Source organism: Bacillus sp. FSL M7-0003 (assembly GCF_038628485.1).
Classification (GTDB): domain Bacteria; phylum Bacillota; class Bacilli; order Bacillales; family Bacillaceae; genus Bacillus; species Bacillus safensis.
On record NZ_CP152024.1, the window covers coordinates 973,408 to 994,907 of the forward strand.

20 protein-coding genes are annotated in these 21,500 nt (G+C 40.5%); 9 read left to right on the forward strand and 11 right to left on the reverse strand.

What is annotated here, in order from left to right; translation table 11 throughout:
* Positions 1-501 precede the first annotated feature (501 nt).
* Both MHI23_RS04870 and MHI23_RS04875 read left to right on the forward strand, forming a co-directional pair.
* The gene (locus MHI23_RS04870; protein WP_125587326.1) at positions 502-2,259 is read left to right on the forward strand and encodes an ABC transporter transmembrane domain-containing protein; all 1,758 of its coding nucleotides are present in this window, start codon (positions 502-504) and stop codon (positions 2,257-2,259) included.
* Positions 2,256-4,271: an ABC transporter ATP-binding protein gene (locus tag MHI23_RS04875; RefSeq protein ID WP_125587325.1), complete on the forward strand. Its 2,016-nt coding sequence runs from the start codon at positions 2,256-2,258 to the stop codon at positions 4,269-4,271. Before MHI23_RS04870 ends, MHI23_RS04875 begins: the two co-directional genes overlap by 4 nt.
* A gap of 116 nt (positions 4,272-4,387) precedes the next feature.
* Here MHI23_RS04875 and MHI23_RS04880 read toward each other — a convergent pair whose 3' ends face one another.
* The 7 genes from MHI23_RS04880 to MHI23_RS04910 all read right to left on the reverse strand — a co-directional run bounded on the left by MHI23_RS04880 (position 4,388) and on the right by MHI23_RS04910 (position 10,667).
* Positions 4,388-5,005 carry an NAD(P)H-binding protein gene (locus tag MHI23_RS04880; RefSeq protein ID WP_024425743.1) on the reverse strand — a complete coding sequence of 206 codons (618 nt, stop codon included), beginning with the start codon at positions 5,003-5,005 and terminating at the stop codon, positions 4,388-4,390.
* A 285-nt stretch (positions 5,006-5,290) separates the two neighbouring features.
* The gene (locus MHI23_RS04885) at positions 5,291-5,494 is read right to left on the reverse strand and encodes an alpha/beta-type small acid-soluble spore protein (RefSeq protein ID WP_024425744.1); all 204 of its coding nucleotides are present in this window, start codon (positions 5,492-5,494) and stop codon (positions 5,291-5,293) included.
* A 236-nt stretch (positions 5,495-5,730) separates the two neighbouring features.
* Positions 5,731-6,837, reverse strand: coding sequence for a sn-glycerol-3-phosphate ABC transporter ATP-binding protein UgpC (gene ugpC / locus MHI23_RS04890; RefSeq protein ID WP_024425745.1), 1,107 nt, complete (start codon positions 6,835-6,837; stop codon positions 5,731-5,733).
* A 144-nt stretch (positions 6,838-6,981) separates the two neighbouring features.
* Positions 6,982-7,857, reverse strand: coding sequence for a helix-turn-helix domain-containing protein (locus MHI23_RS04895; RefSeq protein ID WP_024426580.1), 876 nt, complete (start codon positions 7,855-7,857; stop codon positions 6,982-6,984).
* 20 nt (positions 7,858-7,877) lie between these two features.
* Positions 7,878-8,087: a YheE family protein gene (locus MHI23_RS04900; RefSeq protein ID WP_003211787.1), complete on the reverse strand. Its 210-nt coding sequence runs from the start codon at positions 8,085-8,087 to the stop codon at positions 7,878-7,880.
* Positions 8,088-8,239: 152 nt separating this feature from the next.
* Complete coding sequence (locus MHI23_RS04905; protein ID WP_125587324.1) at positions 8,240-9,598, reverse strand: YheC/YheD family protein; 1,359 nt, start codon at positions 9,596-9,598, stop codon at positions 8,240-8,242.
* Entirely contained in the window at positions 9,555-10,667 is a 1,113-nt protein-coding gene (locus MHI23_RS04910; RefSeq protein ID WP_125587323.1) for a YheC/YheD family protein, read from the reverse strand. Before MHI23_RS04910 ends, MHI23_RS04905 begins: the two co-directional genes overlap by 44 nt.
* Before the next feature lie 213 nt (positions 10,668-10,880).
* Here MHI23_RS04910 and MHI23_RS04915 point away from each other — a divergent pair, with 213 nt between their 5' ends.
* The 5 genes from MHI23_RS04915 to MHI23_RS04935 all read left to right on the forward strand — a co-directional run bounded on the left by MHI23_RS04915 (position 10,881) and on the right by MHI23_RS04935 (position 16,773).
* Entirely contained in the window at positions 10,881-12,014 is a 1,134-nt protein-coding gene (locus tag MHI23_RS04915) for a DUF445 family protein (protein WP_125587322.1), read from the forward strand.
* 121 nt (positions 12,015-12,135) lie between these two features.
* A complete protein-coding gene (locus MHI23_RS04920) occupies positions 12,136-12,492 on the forward strand; it encodes a YlbF family regulator (protein ID WP_024425750.1) in 357 nt (118 codons plus the stop codon).
* Between the two features lie 451 nt (positions 12,493-12,943).
* Positions 12,944-13,810, forward strand: coding sequence for a Cof-type HAD-IIB family hydrolase (locus MHI23_RS04925; RefSeq protein WP_024426575.1), 867 nt, complete (start codon positions 12,944-12,946; stop codon positions 13,808-13,810).
* Between the two features lie 113 nt (positions 13,811-13,923).
* The gene (locus MHI23_RS04930) at positions 13,924-15,423 is read left to right on the forward strand and encodes a coproporphyrinogen III oxidase (protein ID WP_024426574.1); all 1,500 of its coding nucleotides are present in this window, start codon (positions 13,924-13,926) and stop codon (positions 15,421-15,423) included.
* Positions 15,424-15,498: 75 nt separating this feature from the next.
* Complete coding sequence (locus MHI23_RS04935) at positions 15,499-16,773, forward strand: SidA/IucD/PvdA family monooxygenase (protein ID WP_342492344.1); 1,275 nt, start codon at positions 15,499-15,501, stop codon at positions 16,771-16,773.
* Between the two features lie 37 nt (positions 16,774-16,810).
* On the opposite strand, the gene MHI23_RS04940 is transcribed toward MHI23_RS04935, so the two are convergent.
* The 3 genes from MHI23_RS04940 to MHI23_RS04950 all read right to left on the reverse strand — a co-directional run bounded on the left by MHI23_RS04940 (position 16,811) and on the right by MHI23_RS04950 (position 18,926).
* Positions 16,811-18,034 (reverse strand): cation:proton antiporter, encoded by a 1,224-nt coding sequence (locus MHI23_RS04940; protein ID WP_024426572.1) that lies wholly within the window; start codon positions 18,032-18,034, stop codon positions 16,811-16,813.
* 3 nt (positions 18,035-18,037) lie between these two features.
* Positions 18,038-18,535 carry a cation:proton antiporter regulatory subunit gene (locus MHI23_RS04945; RefSeq protein WP_024425442.1) on the reverse strand — a complete coding sequence of 166 codons (498 nt, stop codon included), beginning with the start codon at positions 18,533-18,535 and terminating at the stop codon, positions 18,038-18,040.
* A 64-nt stretch (positions 18,536-18,599) separates the two neighbouring features.
* On the reverse strand, positions 18,600-18,926 hold the full coding sequence (locus MHI23_RS04950) for a potassium:proton antiporter (RefSeq protein WP_231506868.1): 327 nt from the start codon (positions 18,924-18,926) through the stop codon (positions 18,600-18,602).
* Between the two features lie 181 nt (positions 18,927-19,107).
* Here MHI23_RS04950 and MHI23_RS04955 point away from each other — a divergent pair, with 181 nt between their 5' ends.
* Complete coding sequence (locus MHI23_RS04955; RefSeq protein ID WP_051582030.1) at positions 19,108-19,881, forward strand: enoyl-CoA hydratase; 774 nt, start codon at positions 19,108-19,110, stop codon at positions 19,879-19,881.
* A gap of 31 nt (positions 19,882-19,912) precedes the next feature.
* Here MHI23_RS04955 and MHI23_RS04960 read toward each other — a convergent pair whose 3' ends face one another.
* Positions 19,913-20,101, reverse strand: a complete 189-nt coding sequence (locus MHI23_RS04960) for a YhzD family protein (RefSeq protein WP_034623924.1) — start codon at positions 20,099-20,101, stop codon at positions 19,913-19,915.
* Between the two features lie 172 nt (positions 20,102-20,273).
* On the opposite strand from MHI23_RS04960, the gene MHI23_RS04965 reads away from it, so the two are divergent.
* Complete coding sequence (locus MHI23_RS04965; protein ID WP_342492345.1) at positions 20,274-21,488, forward strand: DNA repair exonuclease; 1,215 nt, start codon at positions 20,274-20,276, stop codon at positions 21,486-21,488.
* Positions 21,489-21,500: the final 12 nt, after the last annotated feature.

A 21,500-nucleotide genomic window follows, 5' to 3' on the forward strand; every position in this document is an offset into this window, starting at 1 on the left:
AAAAGATACACATGAAGGAGAATGATTTTTGTTAGAAAATTTCATTTATTGAAAAATATTTATTGACAAAATAGTGACAGCCACTATAAGATAAAAAAAGATTCAAGAGCCAAAAGGAGGAAATGTCATGTGCAACATTGGAAGAATGAAATCAAACTGCATGAATGGGTTGATTCACGTGACAATTACACCTTCATTGGTCATGGAAAAGGAACTCGTCTGTTCCAATTGATCGGATGAATCAAGGCGTATGTTGCGTATTTGTCAACATGCGCCTTTTTACATGACGAAAAGAGGCGTACCAGCCAGCTGGTGGCCTCTTTTTTTGTTGAATTCATTTCGCATTTCGAAATAAAGGGATGAAAAACAACAAGTAAATGAAGAGGAGTGAAAGCATGTGAACATGCCAAAATCAAGACAAATGACAAAAGCTCAAAAAACGAAACAAGGTGACTTGCAGGAAAATTTAGAAAGCGGCTAGCTTGAAAAGGAGAGACAAACATGTTTTCAGTATTTGCGAAATTAGGCTGGTTCTTTAAACAAGAGTGGAGGCGTTATACGATTGCTATTACGCTCCTGCTCATTGTGAATGTGCTTGAAATGCTGCCGCCAAGATACCTTGGCCAGGCAGTTGATGACATTCGTTCTGGTCAATTTACAACATCCAGTATTGTGTTTTATATGACCATTTTTTGCTTACTAGGTGTCGTCGTCTATACACTTACATATTTTTGGATGTATCAGTTATTTGGCGGCGCAAATGTCATGGAGCGTGTGATGCGTGGGAAACTGATGCGTCACTTGCTTAAGATGACGCCTACTTTTTATGAAAAGAAAAAAACGGGTAACTTAATGGCATTAGGTACAAACGACTTGAATGCTGTGGCCTTAACAACAGGCTTTGGCGTTCTGACCTTGGTTGATTCCACTGCTTATATGCTGATGATCTTCTTTACGATGGGGCTGACGATTAGCTGGAAATTAACCTTAATGGCGATTATTCCTATGCCGCTGATGGCGCTCTTGATTGCGTTTTATGGAAGCAAAATCCATGAGCGCTTTACAGTCGCTCAAGATGCATTTGGTGATATGAACGATCGCGTTCTTGAATCAGTGGCGGGTGTCCGGGTCATTCGGTCTTTTGTGCAGGAGAAACAAGATGTCGAACGCTTTCGAGAAATGACAGATGATGTATTTCAAAAAAATATGCGAGTGGCGATCATTGATTCTTTGTTTGAGCCGACAGTGAAATTACTTGTGGGGATCAGCTACTTAATCGGAATCGGCTACGGAGCCTATCTCGTGTTCCAAAGTGATTTAACCATTGGGGAGCTTGTTGCATTTAACGTCTATCTTGGCATGATGATCTGGCCAATGTTTGCGATCGGCGAATTGATTAATATTATGCAAAGAGGAAATGCGTCGTTAGACCGGTTAAATCATACACTCAGCTACAAGCCGGACGTAACAGATGCTGCTCAGCCGAAAACGTTACAAGAGCCTGGAGATATTGAGTTTGATCATGTGACATTCAGATATCCAACCTCATCTAAAGATAATCTCATTGATGTGTCCTTTACCGTTCGAAAAGGGCAGACAATTGGGATTACAGGCAAAACGGGAAGCGGCAAAACGACCATTGTCAAACAGCTTCTGCGCCAGTACCCGGCAGGTGATGGGCAAATATTGCTATCAGGTGTTCCGATCCAAGACATTGAATTAGATCAGTTATTTCAATGGATCGGATATGTACCGCAGGATCATATACTTTTCTCAAAAAGCGTGGAACAGAATATGCGCTTTGGTTATCGTGACGCGAAACAAGATGAGTTAGCACAAGCAATCAAAGATGCTTACTTTGAAAAGGATTTACGCCTTTTGCCAGAGGGTCTGGAAACCATGGTTGGGGAAAAAGGTGTGGCGCTGTCAGGCGGACAAAAACAGCGAATATCCATCGCACGTGCTTTATTAATTGATCCAGACATTTTAATTCTGGATGACTCATTGTCTGCGGTAGATGCAAAAACAGAAACCGCTATCCTAGAAAATCTAAGACAAAACCGTCATGGCAAAACGACGTTTATTACAACTCATCGCCTATCAGCTGTTGAACATGCCGATCTCATTCTTGTCATGGAAGAAGGACGCATTGTCCAAAAGGGCACCCACAACGAGCTCATCCAGCAGGATGGGTGGTACAAAGAACAATTTTTGCGTCAGCAGCTAACAAATCAGCTGGAAGGAGGGGATGAGGCATGACAACAGGAAGAAGACTCCTTGCCTACGCACTCCTATATAAGAAAGTATTGTCTGTTGCCTTAATCTTTCTAATGATTGCAGTTGGTGCTGAGCTGACAGGGCCGTTTATTGGGAAGAAAATGATTGATGATCATATTTTAGGTGTAGAAAAACCGTATGTCGAGGTCAATGAAAAGACAGACAAAACCGTTTATTACCAGGGAAATAACTATATACGAAGCGATCGATTAAATAATGAAATGGATTCTGGAAAGCAAATCAATGTAGTGCAAGTCGGGTTCGGTTACTATTTTGTGAATGAGCCGATTCGTTTTGATGGAAACAGAAAAATATCGGGAGATCAGCTTACCATTGATAATGGGAACGAGCGTGAAACCTATGAGGTAAAGCGTTTATCAAAAGAGGAGATTTTCGCTTTTTATCAGCCGGAAATCAGTGGTTTGGTGCAGCTTGTTCTATTTTATCTAGGACTGCTCATCGTTGCGATTTTCTTTCAGTATGGGCAGCATTATTTGCTCCAAAGGATTGCAAATCGAATTATTCAAAAAATGAGGGTAGACGTATTTGAGCACATCCAAACGCTGCCGATCCGATATTTTGATAATTTACCGGCTGGAAAAGTTGTCGCGAGGATTACCAATGATACGGAAACCATTCGTGATTTATATGTAACAGTCCTTGCAAATTTCGTGACGAGTGCTATTTACATGATCGGGATTTACATTGCCATGTTTTTATTAAATGTGAAGCTGGCACTCATCTGTTTGGTCGCTGTACCGATTATTTTCTTATGGTCGATGACTTATAGAAAGTTTGCATCAGTGTACAATCACCGCATTCGTTCGATCATCAGTGAAATCAATGCCAAACTAAATGAAGCCATTCAAGGGATGACAATCATTCAAGCCTTTCGTCATGAAAAAGCGACGCAAGAGGAATTTGATGAGCTGAACAACAATCACTTTCGATATCAGCGAAAGATGCTGCATTTAAATTCACTTCTTTCACATAACTTGGTTAACTTGCTGCGAAATTTAGCATATGTGGCACTCATTTGGTATTTTGGCGGTGCGTCGCTAAGTGCGACAGGCATTGTGTCCATTGGTGTGCTCTATGCGTTTGTCGATTATTTAAATCGATTGTTCCAGCCGATTACAGGCATTGTGAATCAGTTCTCTAGGTTGGAATTAGCAAGGGTTTCATCAGAAAGGGTTTTCCGATTATTAGATGAACCAGGAACAGAAGTGGAAGAACCTGTTCAGAAGAAGCTGGAGGGACACGTTCAGTTCAAAGATGTCACCTTTGCTTATAATGAAGGGAAAAATGTCTTAAAGAACATTACGTTTGAAGCGAAGAAAGGTCAAACGGTTGCACTTGTGGGGCATACTGGTTCTGGGAAAAGCTCGATCATGAACTTGCTGCTGCGTTTTTATGACGTTCAGCAAGGAGACATTCTCATAGATGGCGAAAGCATTTATGATCAGTCGCGCCAAACGCTCCGTAAACAAATGGGCATTGTGCTGCAAGACCCGTATTTATTTTCTGGAACGATTGCTTCCAATGTGAGCTTAGGGAATGAAGACATCAAAAGAGAAACGATTGAATCCTCATTAAAGCAAGTAGGTGCCGCAGAGTTATTGAAGCACCTGCCAGAAGGCTTTGATGAACCAGTCGTTGAAAAGGGAAGCACCCTTTCCTCAGGGGAACGTCAGTTGATTTCATTTGCGCGCGCATTGGCGTACGATCCAGCGATTTTAATTTTAGATGAAGCCACCGCGAACATTGATACAGAAACAGAAGCGATCATTCAGCGGGCGCTTGATGTAGTTAAAGAAGGACGAACGACTTTTGTGATCGCTCACCGATTATCCACTATTAAAAAAGCCGATATGATCTTGGTGTTAGAAAAAGGTGAAATCGTCGAGCGTGGCAGTCATGAACAACTCATGCAGCAAGAAGGGCTGTATGCACAAATGTATGAACTGCAAAAAGGTGCTGTTGCAAACAGCTGATGAATAGTAGAAAAAAGAGCCTCATTCAATTGGAAGAGGCTCTTTCCTTTGCATGAAAAAGTCGAGGGTTCTGTCCTCGACTTTTACTGGTTATATTGTTTGGACAGGCATCATCATCAATAAGCGATGCCGACGCGTTGATGTACAAACTCCTTCGAATTTAACTGCTGATATAAAAAGTGTGCGGTATCTTCAACTGAAATTTTCTTTCCATCTATAGGGAGAAAATCTTTCTCATAGCGATATGACCGTGTCACTTCTCCATCTGGTAAATAGGTTGGACAAATAATGGTCCAATCTAGATCAGTCGATTGAAGGATTTCAAACGCTTTCGCATGCTCTTTAGCTGCTCGGGAAGTGGTCCGTCTTGATTCATTTGTTTCAAAACGGTAGAGCTCCGGCTGCTGCCTTGCTTTTAAAATGCCTGCTGTACCAATTGTAATAATTCTTGATGTATTCGTTTGCTTCATGGCTTGTACGATATGCTCCATTGAAACAGATAATGTATCATCACCATCTGTTGATAGACAGCTCACAACAATATCTGCTCCTTTGATTGTCTCAAGCACATCTTCTCGATTTCTTGAATTGCCGGTGACTTGAAACATACCCGCAAGCATTTCTTCTCGGTTTGTCCGAATCAATGAACGAACCATGTAACGCTCATCTACTTGAACGAAACGAAGAAATGCTTGTCCTACACGTCCATGAGCACCGAAAAGAGCTATTTTCATCTGTTCGATCCCTCCACTACATACTATAAGTGAAAAGAACCCAAATTGGTACAACTTTTATGTGATGCTTTTTTTATAAAGATGAAAGGACCGAATACTATGAGCATATTCGCATAATAGAGAGATCCCTACAAATTGTAAAAGTTCAAAGTTCATACCAGAAAAAATGTCCATGAAGATCCGCTCCTTTCTACTACATGATATGAGCTGAAAGGAGTTTGGTGAGGGATAAAAACAAAAAAAGAAGACACCATAAGAGGTGCCTTCTATGATCCAGATATGAAATTAAGCTTTTGTTCCGCCAAGGTTTTGTTGAGCGAAAGACACAAGACGTTTTGTAATTTCTCCACCAACTGAACCGTTAGCACGAGATGTTGTTTCTGCTCCAAGATTTACACCAAATTCAGAAGCGATTTCGTATTTCATTTGATCGATCGCTTGCTCTGCTCCAGGAACTAGTAATTGGTTTGAACTATTAGAATTAGCCATGATGTGATTCTCCTTTTTGTATATGATTTGTTTTTTTGGTTGGGTTTGCTGGAATCGCACCAGCGAAATGATCAAGTCATTTGCCACTTGGCGAAACCCAATGAAGTAACTGCTTTGTACTAAGTATTATGGTTATTTCCGAAAAAAACATACGAAAAAAGAACATGGTAAATGTTGTGTTAACATACAAAAAACCATCACCCAATGATGAGTGATGGTGCTGCTTATATATCTTTTTATTCTGCTGAGCGAATGCGCAGCTCCGTATCCGAATCAAAGAAATGGGCTTTGTTCATATTAATCGCAAGAGGGATAGACTGTCCGGCTTGTACATCGGTACGAGAATCAACACGTGCAATAAACGATTGACCATCAATAGAAGAATAAAGCATCGTTTCTGCCCCCATTAATTCAGCTACTTCTACGTCAGCATGAATTTTTGTGCCTTCAGACGCCTCTATAAATACTGGTTCATCGTGAAAATCTTCTGGTCTGATGCCTAAAATGACATCCTTTCCAATATAGCCTTGGCTGCGTAATACTTTCATTTTTCCTTCTGGTACACGAATATGAGTTTTTCCAACCGCAATCGCACCGTCAGAGAGCTTTCCTGTAAAAAAGTTCATCGCAGGTGAGCCGATAAATCCACCTACAAACACATTCTCTGGGTTTTCATATACATCTTTCGGCGCTCCTACCTGCTGAATAAAACCATCTTTCATGACAACAAGGCGTGTTGCCATTGTCATGGCTTCAGTCTGATCATGTGTCACATAGATAAATGTTGTTTGCAGACGCTGATGAAGCTTAGAAATTTCAGCACGCATCTGAACACGGAGTTTTGCATCTAAATTAGAAAGCGGCTCATCCAAAAGGAAAACCTTTGCATCACGTACAATCGCTCTGCCAAGTGCAACACGCTGTCTTTGACCGCCAGACAGTGCTTTTGGTTTTCTGTCTAAATATTGCTCAAGCCCTAATATTTTAGCGGCATTTCGAACCCGCTCATCAATTTCTGCTTTTGGAAACTTCCGAAGCTTTAATCCAAAAGCCATATTATCGTATACATTCATATGAGGATATAATGCATAGTTTTGGAAAACCATTGCGATATCCCGGTCTTTCGGCGCTACATCATTCATCCGTTTTCCATCTAACAGAAAGTCTCCTTGTGATATTTCTTCTAGACCTGCAATCATGCGAAGGGTTGTTGATTTTCCGCAGCCTGATGGACCAACAAACACAATAAATTCTTTATCTTCTATATGTAGATTAAAGTTGTCTACTGCTGTTACCTTGTTATCGTATACTTTATAAATTTGATTGAGCATCATTTCAGCCATTAGATGTCAGCCTCCCCAGTCCCTCTTTTTTTGAAAGCGCTTTACTAGTAAATAAAGTGTATAAAATGAGGAAGAGTCTGTAAATGGACAACGTGCACAACATCCTATTTTCATTTTTGGGCAGGGTGCTCAAGTCTTCATTCTTTATGAAAGATCGAGTAGAGTCATCATCAAATAAGCAGCGGATGCTTCTGGAAAATGTCGTATATCTAGCCCAGTGCGCTCAATAAATTTATCAATTCGATATTGAAGACTGTTTCTGTGAACATATAACGCTTTTGCTGCCTTGGATGCGTTTAAATTACATTGCATATAGGTCATGAGAGTTCGGTAAACATCCCGGTCAAAGACCGCTTCTTTAAAAGCATCTGAAATAGCATGAGAGAGTGCGGATGCATCATAACAAATGAACGAAGGCAGGCATTGATAAAATGTGGCAGCCCCTGATCTAAGCTTTTCTCGCTGCATATGGTATAAAAATAGCTGTTGTTCATTTAATAACCTCATCTGTAAATGGTCATTTGGCAAATGCAGCTGTCCTTGTATAAAGACTGAGTCTGTTAAAAAATCACTTGTAATAGCCAGAGACAAATCATTTAACTGATCTAATTGACTGTTTTCTGATGTGGCATTTGGTTGAATCAGCATAGCTGTTTCAGGGCCTGTCCATATGAAATGAGTATGTTCGAGGCTGTTATTCACAGCCTCTTTTATTTGCTGTCTTTGTTCTTCTTGATGGATCATTTGAAAATAATAAACACGGACGGGATGTTGAACAGTTAGTGGTTTGTTTTCAAAAAGATAGCTGAACCATTTTTGTTCATCCTCGGTCTGCGCTTTTTGAAATAGATCAATTGGTGTAAGAAAAGAGTTGAGAAGAAGTGTTTCTCTTTCTGAAAGCTCCGATTTGTTTACTCCAAATATTTCACCTTCGTCTGTTTGATACCAAAGAATTTGTTTGTCATGAGTAGGTGTGCTGATGATATGGTCTCCGTAAACAAGTTTTAATTTTTCTAACATGGCGGGGCTCCTTAAACAGTTTAATCATAGACATGGAACAGCATTAATTCGTGGATTTCTTCTTTTAAAGTTGGTTCTACTTCATGGGGCGGAAGCTGAGAGCCCCATTCAATGTCACCTGTTTTGTGGTAGATGCCTTCATAGTGTGCACCATTGTGGAAAAAGGATATTTTCCAGCCTGGCAATTGTGCTTTCTTAAAAAGGGGTTTCCATTGAAAATGAGAAATCATATCATCATTGCCTCCTTGCTTTTATTGATGAAACAATAAACAAACACGACAACACGGAAACAACCTTGAACTTGATTTTATTGTATCTCATCTCATGAAAAGAGCATAGAAAAAGCATAGATTTAAGAGCACTGACATGTGACAAAAAAGCGTCAGTAGACGTTCGCGTGATCTGAAGTGGTGAGTGCCGTTTTTGAAAGGTAAGATGCGTAATCCATGATTCTTTTCCCAATCAGCCATTCTGATTTTTTCAAAGAGACATGCTGGAAAATCTCTCGGCCAGGGCGAGAATTGGCTTCGAACATCCAAATTGCACCTGTTTGATCAATGCCTAAGTCAAAACCGATTTCACCAATATGCCCGGTCATTTTTTTATCTATCACCTGGCTAAGCATGATGGCAGTATGAGAAAGCTGCTGTAAAATCTGCAAACGTTTCTTTTCTTCTGGAAAGACAGCATAAAGTGTTTTCACCGTTCCCCCGTGTAACTGGTGAGTCGTGATGGTATGATCTCCAGAAACCTTTGCTGCTGCTGCTGTGACTGTCCAATCACCTTCTTTATTTTTATTCGTATGAACTCTGAAATCCATCGGTTGATTGTCTATTTGAAGAAGCTCAATGCCTTGTTGTGCAATAAAATCATGAATTGCATGATCCTTTCGCAGCCTTTGAACAAACTGATCTATTGAATCATATGGAATAGAATTTCCGAAATTTGAGGATACAGTGATTCCGTCGTTTTCCTTTTTTAACTGATAAATCCCGTCTCCATGACTTCCGTTTGTCGGTTTTAAGTATATAACTTGATGCAGATGGAGAAGTGTTTCAATTTTACTTAGAGCGTCCACGGGATCTAATTGTACAGAATGTGGGAGAAAGGACCATGTTTTTTCATCTGTTAATAGCTGTTCATGAATCTCCCATTTATTAAAAAAGTAAGGATTGAACCAAGGGATATCATAGTCTTGGGTGAGTTTTCGCTTCGTTTCTTGAATGAGTGCCGACTGAGCAGCTTTTCTATTTGGAAGCCGGTCATAAATGACTGACGGAAGGGGAAGCTGTTTTTTAACCCATGAATCTTCGTGGTACAACAGTCCTTCTACAATTCCTTTTTCCCAATCAATAGAATGTGACCCAAAAAGATAGGCAAAACCAGGATGCTGCCTGAAAGAGTGCAGCAGTTTGATAAAAAATTCTGATCTCGTTCCTAATGGCTGTGTACTTTGCTCAAAACCTGCAGTGAAAATGCCCATCAACGGCCCTATAAAAAGTGTATGGTCAATGATGATCACATCAGCTTTTGATTGGTAAGGAATCAGTAAACCTCTGTATAAATCTTCAGATAATAAAATTTTATTTGGATGCTGATGATAGGAAATGTTGAAGCCATCTACTAAACGAGACCCTAGAGCAAGAGAATAGATGGCATCTTTCTGTTTATAATGGACGGGAAGATGAATTGTTTTTTCACTTGTGAGGTGTGGGGCGATGATGCAGTGCTTTCTGTTCATAAGAAACCTCCTTCGGTTGAGACTTTATCGATTGCGCATGTTCAAGAATGATACGAATCAATTCGTGTTCCTTCTCAGGATAAACTTTTAAAAAAGCGGACCGCCCTGGCTTTGATCTGATATTTGATATGAAAAGTCTGCCTTCACTTGAATGAAGTAAGTCTACTGCGAATTCAAAGCAAGGAGAGTAAGTTTTATCTATATAAGCTGGGATTGATGCCTGAATGGATGCCATATCATCTAAAAGGAGTTCCTTGATGTGTGGCTGCAATGTATTTAGATAGTGTTCAAAGCCTATCACAGGAGCTGATTTTTGTGTATGACTTAAAAGACTATTTTCTGCAGGTGATTTTGTGTGAATTCCCATGCGTTTCCATTGATTTTGTGAATCTTTCATAAGGAAAATCTTGATTTCATTGAATAAAATTTCTTTTTGATCATTCGTGTTGAAAAATTGAAGGAAATACCGGCCTGCATATTTTTTGCACCAGCGCTCCAGCTCTGACGTACGAGAAAATGTAATGGTTTGATTGGAACTTAGTTGAACAGTAAATGTTGATTTGCCATCAAAGGAAATGAAGTAAATAGATGCTGCATGCTGATGGGAGAGAGGCTGCATTCTACAATAACCGCCAGCCCCGTACTCCCTTACCATATTGATCAGGTCTGAGGGCTCTTTTAATAAAAAGCAGCCAGGTAAATATGGCTGTGAAGCAGAGAGGAGACGGAGCTGCTCAAATAGCACCATTTTATTTGAAATGCCGGTATTCAAAAAATCTGTTTTTGGATATTTTTTTAGCCATTCCATGATGGGTTTTGCTTTTTTAGATTGTGCGTCATGCCGGTAAAGACATCGGTCATAAATCAAGTCGGGAATCGGAAATTGTGCGTCGGCAAACCCTTGGCCATTCGTATATGTTTGGCCTTGTATCATATTTGAAGCCGGCTTTAAATCAAATGGTGTAAAACGAACAACCTCTAAACGATAAGAAGAGGCAGCTTTGGCGAGCTGCCGTGTGAATGCCTCTTCATACTGCGGAGAAAGGCTCGCAATACCTAATGTTGTCATTAAAAAACACCTTCTTTTCAACTTCTTTTTTTACCATCAAAAAACATTTTTTTATGATTTTACATAAAGCTTACGCTCCTTTATCATTACGACAGATCGCTTGATCATATGTCTCGCTGCATGCTTCATTTGCTTGGGAACTTGACAACAACTATAATACGTATAGATCAAAACAATAAACCTCGGGTGTTGTTTGAAAGGTAGATGACGACTTTGAATATATTCACAACGTTTATCTTTATGATTGTTATCGGCGCAGTCATAGGAGCAGCGACAAACCATCTTGCAATTAAAATGCTTTTCCGGCCTTATAAGCCATATTACTTATTCGGAAAACAGCTTCCATTTACACCAGGGCTTATCCCTAAAAGAAGAGACGAAGTAGCCAAGCAGGTTGGTGTCATGGTTATGGAGCATTTGCTCACGCCAGAAGGTATTCAAAAGCGATTTGAATCATCGGAGGCAAAGCAGGAGATCCTGCGTACAGTCCATCAATATATTGACAAAGGCGCAAATATGGAGATCACCGTATTCTCCCTGCTAGAAAAATTCGGCGTTTCACAGGCTGATGTCAAAGCAGATGAATGGCTCCATCAGTGGTCTGATCAGAAGCTCAAATCACTGCTTGAAACATATAACGAGCAAACTTTATCTGAATTGCTCCCGGTAGAAGTGGAAACCAAAATATCATCAAAAATTCCAGATGCAGCAGATTATATTTTAAAGAGAGGCATTCATTATTTTGAAAGTGATGAAGGCAAAGCCAGGCTTGGCAATATGATTGATGATTTCTTAAAAGAACGGGGAATGCTTGGCAGTATGGTCCAAATGTTTCTAGGGAATTCAAGCTTAATTGATCGTGTACATCCCGAAATCATCAAGTTTTTAAGAAACGCAGAAACAAAAAGATTTTTATCAGATTTACTTGTTCAAGAATGGGACAAGGTGAAGCTATTTTCTCTTCATGAGCTTGATGAAAAATGGAATGTGAAGGAACTTATTTTTAGTGTGAAAAATCAATTGCTTTCTCATTTCTCTACAAAGCTGATATTAGACAAACCAGTTGGAACATATGTCAGTGCTGTAGCGGATGACCTTAAAACACATTTTGCGCCAGTGTTGATTGATAAGGGGATCGAAGCGGCTTCAAATGCTTTAGAGAGTCTGCTTGCAAAGCTGCAATTTGAAGATATCATTCGTGAACAAATTGAACTTTTCCCGCTTGAAAAAATGGAAGAGCTTGTAGTCAGCATCTCTAATAAGGAGCTGAAGATGATAACATTTCTAGGCGGTCTTTTAGGCGGGATGATTGGTGCTATCCAAGCTGTTTTTGTGGCGCTATTCTAAGACAAGCTATAGAAATTTTAATGAATTCATTGTATATATGTGAAACGAAAGCCATAGTTTGTTATAGTGGAGTGGTGTCCGCCGATCATATCGGTGATAACGGATAGAAAGGAGACATAACATGTCTGTAAATCTTTATGATGTTGCATATGACCTTGAAAAAGCATTGCGTCATAGCGAAGAATATTCAACTTTAAGAAATCTTTATGATGAGGTAAACGCGGATGAGTCCTCTAAAAGAATGTTTGAGAACTTCCGTGACATTCAAGTAAACCTTCAACAAAAACAAATGACTGGTCAAGAGATCACACAAGAAGAAGTGGAGCAAGCTCAAAAAACAGTTGCTCTTGTTCAGCAGCACGACAAAATCTCTCAGTTGATGGAAGCAGAACAACGTGTGAGTGTTCTTATCGGTGAGTTAAATAAAATTATCATGAAGCCACTTGAAGAGCTTTATGGGAATCCAGAAGAAAACTAATAGAAAGGGCGATGTCATTCGCCCTTTTTTGTTTTATCTTTTCTCCTCAATATCTTTTAAAAAAAGGTTGTCGAAGCACATAAATTCTGCGATAATACTTATATTGAAAGTGCTTTCAAAAGGCGCTCTCAAGGGACAATTGGGTGCGTTTCACTTGGGATTTATGGCGGTGAGCCAAACGAGAGAGAAGCGCTTCTGGGAGAAACGCAAAGCATCATAAGGGGATCTGATATAAGCAATGCTTTGGTGTGTAAATGATAAGGGGATCATGGGGAGCTTCATCACTCCATTGTAACGCATCCAAACCATACATAAAAAAAAGCCTAGGGGTAGGCTTTTTTTATTTATCCATCTATTCATAACCTGGGGCTCTTTCAACTGCATGTTCTAAAGCACCAAGCTAGGGCATATCCTCATCGTAAGTACAGTCATCAAGAAGGGGGATGCCTCAGTGTCAAAAAAACTACTTGCACTCAATATAGATGGGACGTTACTTCGTTCCAATGGTAAAATCCATTCTGCTACAAAAGAAGCTGTGGAATATGTAAAGAAAAAAGGGGTTTACGTGACGATTGTCACCAACCGGCATTTTCGTTCCGCTCAAAAAATTGCCAAGGCGTTGAAGATTCCAACATCAACCCTTGTGACGCATAGTGGTGCATTTATCGCCGATAAACTCGATGAGCCGCTTCATGTGAAAAAATTAACGGAAGAAAAGACATTTAATCTTGTGCAAATCCTTGAAAGCTTCGATTGTAATGTCCGCTTGCTGCATGAAAAATTCTCGATCGGCAACCGGAAAAAAACGCAGTCTCAGCTGATGGGAAAGACGCTCATTCATCCGTCTGATCCCATTTTCTATCCCGTTCAATTTGTTGAATCGTTAAGTGATATGCTGATGGATGAACCAGTCAGTACTCCAGTGATTGAAGTATATTCGACCGCGGAGCTTCAGCCCGAGATTCACAGGACCATTCAACAAGCATTCCCATCTGTTGATCTTATTAGGATCAGTGATGAGAAAATGAATATTGTATGCAAAGGGGTTTCGAAGGAAGCGGGACTTTCTCTTTTAACCTCTGCACTCGGTTTTACTTTAGAAGATACGGTTGTCATTGGTCATGGAACAGATGACATTCCAATGCTTGAATTGGCTGGTTTAGGCGTTGCTATGGGAAATGCCTCCAATGATGTCAAGCGTAAAGCCGATTGGGTGACGCGCTCGCATGATGAACAGGGTGTGGCTTATATGATCAAGGAATACTTTAGAATGCAGCAAAGAGAAGGATTTTTACATCAATTCGATATTAAGAGATAATACACTGAAGGCCCTGTCAATCAAGAAATGACAGGGCCTTCGTCTGTTCCCTTCATTGCTTTTCCTACATGAATTTTGTAAAATGAAACAAGTTTGAAGATAAAGGTGATATGATGCGAATTTTAATTAAAGGGCTGTCAGATGAACGATTTCATCGCCCGCTTGTCAATATAGCCAATTTATTTGAAGAAGATAGTGAAGTGATGTTTGAACCAAGTGAACTAGATGATGGTTTGATCATGGAATTTAGCTGGAAGGAAGAAAATGGCATGGTGGAAGCATCTGGTCATATCGATGGATCAGACATCACCAGTCGTTTTTCGCGGAATGTCCCAGAGAGCTTGAACGATAAGGAGCGCTGGAAACAAATCAAAAACACAGTGCTGTCTGTTTATTTACACTTGCTTCAGGAGCACACAGGAATGACACAAAAGTGGGGGATTCTCACAGGAATACGCCCGACGAAATTGCTCCATAAGATGCTGAGAGAAGGCATGTCAAAGGAAGATGCACATGAGGCATTAAAGCGTGATTACTTGATTCATGATGAAAAAATCAATTTGATGCAGGAGATTGTCGATCGTCAGCTTAAAGCCATTCCAGATCTGTATGACCTTCAGCAGGAAGTGAGTATTTATATCGGCATTCCTTTCTGCCCCACAAAATGTGCTTACTGCACGTTCCCTGCTTACGCCATTAAAGGACAAGCTGGCAGAGTGGGAACGTTTTTGTTTGGTCTGCATTATGAAATGCAAAAAATGGGCGCATGGCTAAAAGAACACGGGATCAAAGTGACGACCGTTTACTTTGGCGGAGGCACGCCAACGAGCATCACAGCGGAAGAAATGGATTTGCTGTATGAAGAAATGTATCGCTCGTTCCCAGATGTGAAGCATATACGGGAAGTGACTGTCGAAGCAGGGCGTCCTGATACGATTTCGCCTGATAAGCTAGAGGTGCTAAACCGCTACAATATTGACCGGATTAGCATTAACCCGCAATCGTATGAGAATGAAACACTAAAGGCTATTGGCAGGCATCATAGTGTGGAAGAAACGATTGAAAAGTATCACTTATCAAGACAGTACGGCATGAATAATATCAATATGGACTTAATCATTGGATTGCCGGGAGAAGGGCTCAAAGAATTTCAGCACTCCTTGCAGCAGACTGAAGAGCTCAAGCCTGAATCTTTAACTGTGCATACACTCTCCTTTAAAAGAGCATCTGAAATGACGCGCAATAAGGAGAAATACCAAGTAGCAGACCGAGAAGAAATCACACGTATGATGGATGAAGCGGTCTCTTGGACGAAAGCACATCAATATCACCCGTATTATTTATATAGACAAAAAAATATTTTGGGAAATCTCGAAAATGTCGGGTATTCATTAGATGGACAGGAAAGTTTGTATAATATCATTATCATGGAAGAAGTACAGACAATCATTGGCATTGGGTGCGGTGCAGCGAGTAAATTCATTGATCCACGGACAGGAAAAATTACGCAGTATGCCAATCCAAAAGATCCAAAATCGTATAATGACCGGTATGAACACTATACAGAAGAGAAAATTCAATTCCTTGAATCATTATTTGTTTCTCACGTTTAAACACTGCGATGACGCAGTGTTTTTTTCATTTGTAAAAGGGTATATAAGTGATAAAAAGTTAAAGCAGGTGTACATATGATAGATGTGATCGGAATTGGGATTGGGCCCGCCAATTTAGGATTGGCCGCTTTGTTAGAGGAGTATGAGGATGTCTCATGCTGTTTTTTTGAACAAGAGTCTGAGTTTGCTTGGCATCCTGGTATGCTGATCAAAGGAACGGATTTGCAAGTTTCCTTTTTAGCAGACCTTGTCACAATGGCGAATCCAAGGAGCAGGTATACATTTTTAAATTATTTACATGAATCAAATAGACTTCACCGGTTCTATACATTTGAACAGTTTGATATCCCGCGGAGAGAATTCAATGAGTATTTATCATGGGTGGCAGGGGAATTAGACAGCTGTCAGTTCGGGATGAAGGTAGAAGAAGTGACGGACTGCCAAGATGGCTACCTTGTGAAAGTCAGACGGCTGAACGATGGATCGCTTTCTGAATATCGTGCAAAGCATGTCGTGTTAGGCACAGGAAGCAAACCAATGATTCCAGTCGATGTGCCTGAAGCAGCATACCCATATGTGACCCATAGCAGCCGTTATTTAGATCAGCAGAAAGCACTTCACGAAGCTGAGTCGGTGGCGGTAATCGGCTCAGGGCAGAGTGCAGCTGAAATTTTCTTAGACCTGCTTCAGCATCAAAAGAAAGGACAGCAGCTTTCATGGTTTACACGTTCTAGTGAATTTAGAGAGCTGGAGACGGCAGAGCTTGGCCAAGAACTTTTTACACCAAAGTATGTCGAGTATTTTCATTCGCTTCCTTATGAAGAACGTATGAACACATTGCCTAGGCTGACAGGATTAAGAAATGGCATCGATGCATCAACGCTTTCGCGCATTTATCAGGAGCTGTATCATCGCTCTGTTTCAGGTGAAGAGCCATCTGTGCTCATTCAGCCAATGACAGAGCTTGAAGCGATTCAAAGAGGAGAGCATCAGCCTTTGGAGCTGCATCTCAAACAGTGGCAGCTGAAGAAAGAAAAAAGCATAACTGTAGATCATGCTGTATTGGCTACAGGGTATACACCGAATATTCCTGAATGGTTTAGTGCATATGAACCTTTGATTGAATGGGAAAGTGAAGAGCATTTTAAAGTGACAGACGACTTCAGGCTTGTGTTCAAAGACAAGCGTTCAAATCATTTCTTTACATTCACGAATCTTGATCATTCTCATGGAACAGCGGCAACCAATTTGAAACTATCGATTTACCGCAACCAGAAAGTCATTCGAACCATTCGCGGGGCCGAGGAAGCGCCAGTCAAGCAAGAAACTGCATTTCAGCAATTTGAATAAAACATAGAAAAGGGCCCAAGCATAGGGCCCTTTTTCATTAGATCGTCGTTTCTTTTTTTACTTTTGGTTTTTCAGGTTTCCATTTGAAGATTTTGTTTAGGATTTGATAGATTTTCTTAGATTCTTTCGTTACGAGCGGTCCTAAGATCGCAAGGATTAAGACATACAAAGCAGCAAAGGGCTTCAAAGTAGCGGCAAGTCCGCCGGCGATGCCAAGCTCGGCAACAATGATTGAAAACTCTCCTCTCGATACGATGGTTAATCCAATATTAGAAGAGGCTTTATGAGAAAATCCAGCTCTCCGTCCAGCGAACATTCCGGCAGTGAAGTTCCCAATTAAGGTAAGAATCACAGCGCCGATCGCAAGCCAGAAGGCATCACCCAATGTAAACGGATCGATACTGAGACCAAAGCTGAAAAAGAACATCGCTCCAAAGAAATCTCTAAACGGAACCACGAGATGCTCGATGCGGTCTGAGTGCTCTGTTTCTGAGAAAACAAGACCAAGTAAGAGAGCCCCAATAGCCTCTGCTACATGAATTGTTTCTGAAAAACCAGCGACAAAGAACAAAGCGGCAAAAATCACAATGATGAATACTTCGTTCGAACGGATATCAAACAACTTATTTAATAGTTTTGGCAGCTTCCGCGCAATGATAAAGAAAAGCATCATATAACCAAAAGCGATTAAAATTGATAATAAGGCACCGCCAACAGTAGTGGCATCTCCAAGGACAAGACCTGATACGACAGATAAATATACGGCAAGGAAAATATCCTCAAACATAATAATCCCTAGAATTAACTCTGTTTCAGGATTTGCCGTCCGTTTCAAATCGACAAGGACTTTGGCCACAATGGCGCTGGATGAAATGGTGATCACACCTGCCATAATGAGAATCTCAAGGAATCCAAACCCTGTGATAAAACCGTAGAGCAGTCCTAAGCTGAAGTTGATCAAAATATAAATAGATCCGCCGACTGCAATAGATTTACCCGATTTAATGAGTTTTCCGACAGAGAACTCAAGTCCAAGATAGAAAAGAAGGAACAGGACGCCCATTCTGCCAAAAAACGAAATGATCTCCGTGCTTTCGATAAATTTCAAATCAATGATCCCGATAGTTGGAGCATGCGGCCCAACAATCATTCCGAGGACAATGAGAAAAGGGATGATAGAAAATTTAATTTTATTGGCGATTAAGCTGGCGATGGCGATAAGAATTAGCGCCGTCCCAACTTCAAAGACTAAATGATCCATTCATCACTCTCCCCCTCTAGAAAGAAAATCACGTACCAATCGTTTCAAGTGTTTTCTTTCGCCCGAAATGACCATCGTATCATTTGCTTGAATAATCGAATCGGCACCAGGGTTGAGTAATTTTTCATTTGTATGTTTAATGATCGCAATCACGGTGACTTCATAATTTTGTCTCACATCTAAATCACCGAGTGTATGTCCAACCGCTTTTGCACCTTTTTCCACTTTAAACCATTCAATGATCAAGTCGTTGAAGGCCATTTCAATGGTTTCTAGTGCCTGCGGTTTATACACCATACCGCCGATAATAGCAGCGATTTGCCGGGATTCAGCATCATCGAGTGAAATGGTAGACAGCACTTCATCTGGATCATCATCGTCAAAACGATAAATTTCCCGTCTGCCATCATCATGAATCACAATCGTCATTTTTTCTCTATTTCTCGTTTCAATTTCAAATTTCTTTCCGATCCCAGGAAGATCATTTTCTTTAATGTTCATTTTATCCCTCCGAATTTGATAGTCTGTGTTTTTCATATAGTAAATGCGGATGAAATAAAATGAATCAGTAGAGGTAATTAGATTGATACATAACGGGGATCGCACACTTCATTTCCAAAAAACATAGATCAATGGACAATGCAGCTGATGGGGCAGGCTTTGGCAGAAAAGTCTTGGCATCCATCATTGATAATCTGTCCTTCAACAGAATGGATGAAGCATGTTTTTTTGAAAACGAAGGTGTCTTCACAGCATTGATTTCTTCATCATAAATGGATGGAGAAATCAGGCTAGGTATACTCGCTTCTGCCTGTGAAGCAAAAACGACATTTGAAAAAGGAGAAAACATGACGATGAAGCTAACCAATATCATGATGGAACATCTGATCAATCATCCTCCTCCTTTCAAATTTATTTTCTTTCTTTTTTTACTATATAAAAATATATTTCTTGTTTCAATCATTATGCTTATTTTAGTATCAATTGATCTTGAAATTTTTTGTTTAGAGAAAAAGGTTTTACATGATGGAAATGGAAGTAAGTTATGAGCTTTTAAAAGAAGAGGGGGATGGATGATGACATATATCAATTGTCAGTTAGACGGGGATGTTTTTGAAATCGTTTTCAATAGACCTGAAGCTTATAATTCTTTTCATGTGGACATGTTTGCTGAATTCAAAGAAGCATGTGATGCAGCGGAGGAAAGCAGTGCAAAAGTCGTTGTCATCAAGGGAGCAGGAAAAGGATTTTCAGCAGGCGGAGATATTGGGATGATGCTCAAGCAGGAAAGTGAAGAAGATTTTCATCGTGTGATGGATTTGATCGAGGGAATTACACTTTCTCTAGCTGGTATGAAAAAAGTGACGATTGCGCTTGTCCACGGATCAGCAGCAGGCCTCGCTTTTAGCTTTGCTCTAAGCTGTGACTACTTGTTTATGCATCAGGATGCAAAACTCGCCATGAATTTTAATGGAGTAGGATTAATTCCAGATGGCGGGGGGCATTTTTTCCTCACAAAAAGAGTGAGTGAGCAAACCGCTAAACAATTGATTTGGAGCGGACAAAAGCTGCCGGCTGAAGAAGCGTTAAAGCTGCGCCTTGCAGACGGGGTGTTTCAGGATGAGGTCGATACGTACCAAAAAGTGTGTGTGAAGCCATTTATGAACATGCCGCTTCAAGCCTTTATCGAAACAAAGATGATCTATTTCCAGCAGTCAGAATCAAAGCTCTTAGCCGTTCTTCAAAAAGAGAGAGCAGCACAGGCAAGACTGAGAAAAAGTCATGATCACAAGGAAGGTATACAAGCCTTTTTAGAAAAAAGACGTCCTGTCTTTCAAAAAGCATAAATGAACATGAGGCCGGCGAAAGCCGGCTTTTTTAACGTTCAAATAAAAGCAGCTTTCCTGCTTGATCAACGAGTCGATGAGAATGCTTTGTGTATTGCTGTTCCATTAAGCGATGGCGTCCTAATTCCTTTGCCTTCTCGTCATTATCCGCTGTGATTTTTTCATTTAATAAAGTCTCACCCGACCGGTCAAATACGGTTAAAAAGTATGTCTTCTCCATTCCTCATCTTCCTTTCCTCTGTTTTTTAATGTAATTAAACATGGAATAAGACAAAACCTCTTTTTTAGCCCTTAAAAATGTGTTTTTTAGATTGAGAGTGATAGAACGTGCATTCGTAAAAATGGCATGATAAAATATGGACAATGACAGTATCGGACAAGGAGATAGACGTTTGACTAAGCTCACCTTTATTCATGCCGCAGATTTACATTTAGACAGTCCATTTGCAGGAATGTCGACTATACCTAATTCTATATTTAAGCGGCTCAAAGAAAGTACATTTCAAAGTGCTAAGAACATCTTTGATCTCGCCGTTGCGCGGGCGGTAGACTTTGTGCTGCTGAGCGGAGATTTATTTGATGAATCCAATCGCAGCTTAAAAGCACAGCTGTTTTTAAGAAATCAGTTTGTAAGACTGCAAACGCACGGCATTGAAGTCTTTATTATTTATGGGAATCATGATCATTTAGGCGGGGAATGGACACCGATTGAGTGGCCCGAGAATGTACATGTCTTTTCGAGCAGTACACCAAGTGAGCACTCCTATTATCGAGGGAAGCAGCTTGTCGCGAGTATTTATGGGTTTAGCTACAAAGAGCGGGCTGTCTATGAAAATATGACATCTCATTATGTCAAAACAACAGATGCTGCCTATCACATTGCGATGCTTCACGGCACTTTAGCCGGACAAGAAGGACATGATGCATATGCCCCATTTCAGCTTCAGCAGCTCATAGCACGGGATTTTGATTATTGGGCGCTCGGACATATACATAAAAGAGCCCTTCTGTATGAAGATCCATTTATTATTTACCCTGGTAATGTGCAGGGCAGACATATTAAAGAAACGGGAGAAAAAGGCTGTTACTTGATTCACCTCTCCGAAGATTCTCACACAGCGGATTTTATCAGCTGTGCAGATATCATCTTTGAGAAACTGGCCATAGACATCACAGAAACGGTTCATATGACGGATCTTGTCACACTAGTGGAAGGCAAAATCAATGAGCTGAAAGAGGAAGGCGTTCCTCATTTTGTGAGAATTGAATTGACAGGTGATGCACCTTCTTACTTTGAGCATACGCAGCTTGAGGTCCTTGAAGAGCTGTTGACTGTTTTTCATGAGCAGGAGGAAGATGAAGACGTGTTCGTTTGGGTGATGTCAATTGACTGCCGAACAAATGAGGATGTGATCTATCCAGAGGATTCTTTTTTGAAGGAACTAACGGCAGAAATTGCACAGTTTGAGTCATATGAAGAGCTGCTTCTACCGATCAAGCGTCACCCAATCTACAGAAAGTCAGGAAAAGCGCTCACAAAAGAGGATGAATTGGATATAAAAGAAGAAGCACAAAGGCTGCTGAAGGAACAGCTGAAGCAATTATGAGAAAAGGAGAGG

What these genes read in the sequence shown, in the direction of transcription:
- MHI23_RS04905 (WP_125587324.1), bottom strand. Translation starts at nt 9,598, where the DNA reads ATGAACAGAAAGCACTGCATCATCGCCCCACACCTCACAAGTGAAAAA.
- MHI23_RS04870 (WP_125587326.1), top strand. Translation starts at nt 502, where the DNA reads ATGTTTTCAGTATTTGCGAAATTAGGCTGGTTCTTTAAACAAGAGTGG.
- MHI23_RS04895 (WP_024426580.1), bottom strand. Translation starts at nt 7,857, where the DNA reads ATGTTAGAAAAATTAAAACTTGTTTACGGAGACCATATCATCAGCACA.
- MHI23_RS04880 (WP_024425743.1), bottom strand. Translation starts at nt 5,005, where the DNA reads ATGAAAATAGCTCTTTTCGGTGCTCATGGACGTGTAGGACAAGCATTT.
- MHI23_RS04930 (WP_024426574.1), top strand. Translation starts at nt 13,924, where the DNA reads ATGCGAATTTTAATTAAAGGGCTGTCAGATGAACGATTTCATCGCCCG.
- ugpC (WP_024425745.1), bottom strand. Translation starts at nt 6,837, where the DNA reads ATGGCTGAAATGATGCTCAATCAAATTTATAAAGTATACGATAACAAG.
- MHI23_RS04885 (WP_024425744.1), bottom strand. Translation starts at nt 5,494, where the DNA reads ATGGCTAATTCTAATAGTTCAAACCAATTACTAGTTCCTGGAGCAGAG.
- MHI23_RS04940 (WP_024426572.1), bottom strand. Translation starts at nt 18,034, where the DNA reads ATGGATCATTTAGTCTTTGAAGTTGGGACGGCGCTAATTCTTATCGCC.
- MHI23_RS04935 (WP_342492344.1), top strand. Translation starts at nt 15,499, where the DNA reads ATGATAGATGTGATCGGAATTGGGATTGGGCCCGCCAATTTAGGATTG.
- MHI23_RS04875 (WP_125587325.1), top strand. Translation starts at nt 2,256, where the DNA reads ATGACAACAGGAAGAAGACTCCTTGCCTACGCACTCCTATATAAGAAA.
- MHI23_RS04920 (WP_024425750.1), top strand. Translation starts at nt 12,136, where the DNA reads ATGTCTGTAAATCTTTATGATGTTGCATATGACCTTGAAAAAGCATTG.
- MHI23_RS04910 (WP_125587323.1), bottom strand. Translation starts at nt 10,667, where the DNA reads ATGACAACATTAGGTATTGCGAGCCTTTCTCCGCAGTATGAAGAGGCA.
- MHI23_RS04945 (WP_024425442.1), bottom strand. Translation starts at nt 18,535, where the DNA reads ATGAACATTAAAGAAAATGATCTTCCTGGGATCGGAAAGAAATTTGAA.
- MHI23_RS04900 (WP_003211787.1), bottom strand. Translation starts at nt 8,087, where the DNA reads ATGATTTCTCATTTTCAATGGAAACCCCTTTTTAAGAAAGCACAATTG.
- MHI23_RS04955 (WP_051582030.1), top strand. Translation starts at nt 19,108, where the DNA reads ATGATGACATATATCAATTGTCAGTTAGACGGGGATGTTTTTGAAATC.
- MHI23_RS04960 (WP_034623924.1), bottom strand. Translation starts at nt 20,101, where the DNA reads ATGGAGAAGACATACTTTTTAACCGTATTTGACCGGTCGGGTGAGACT.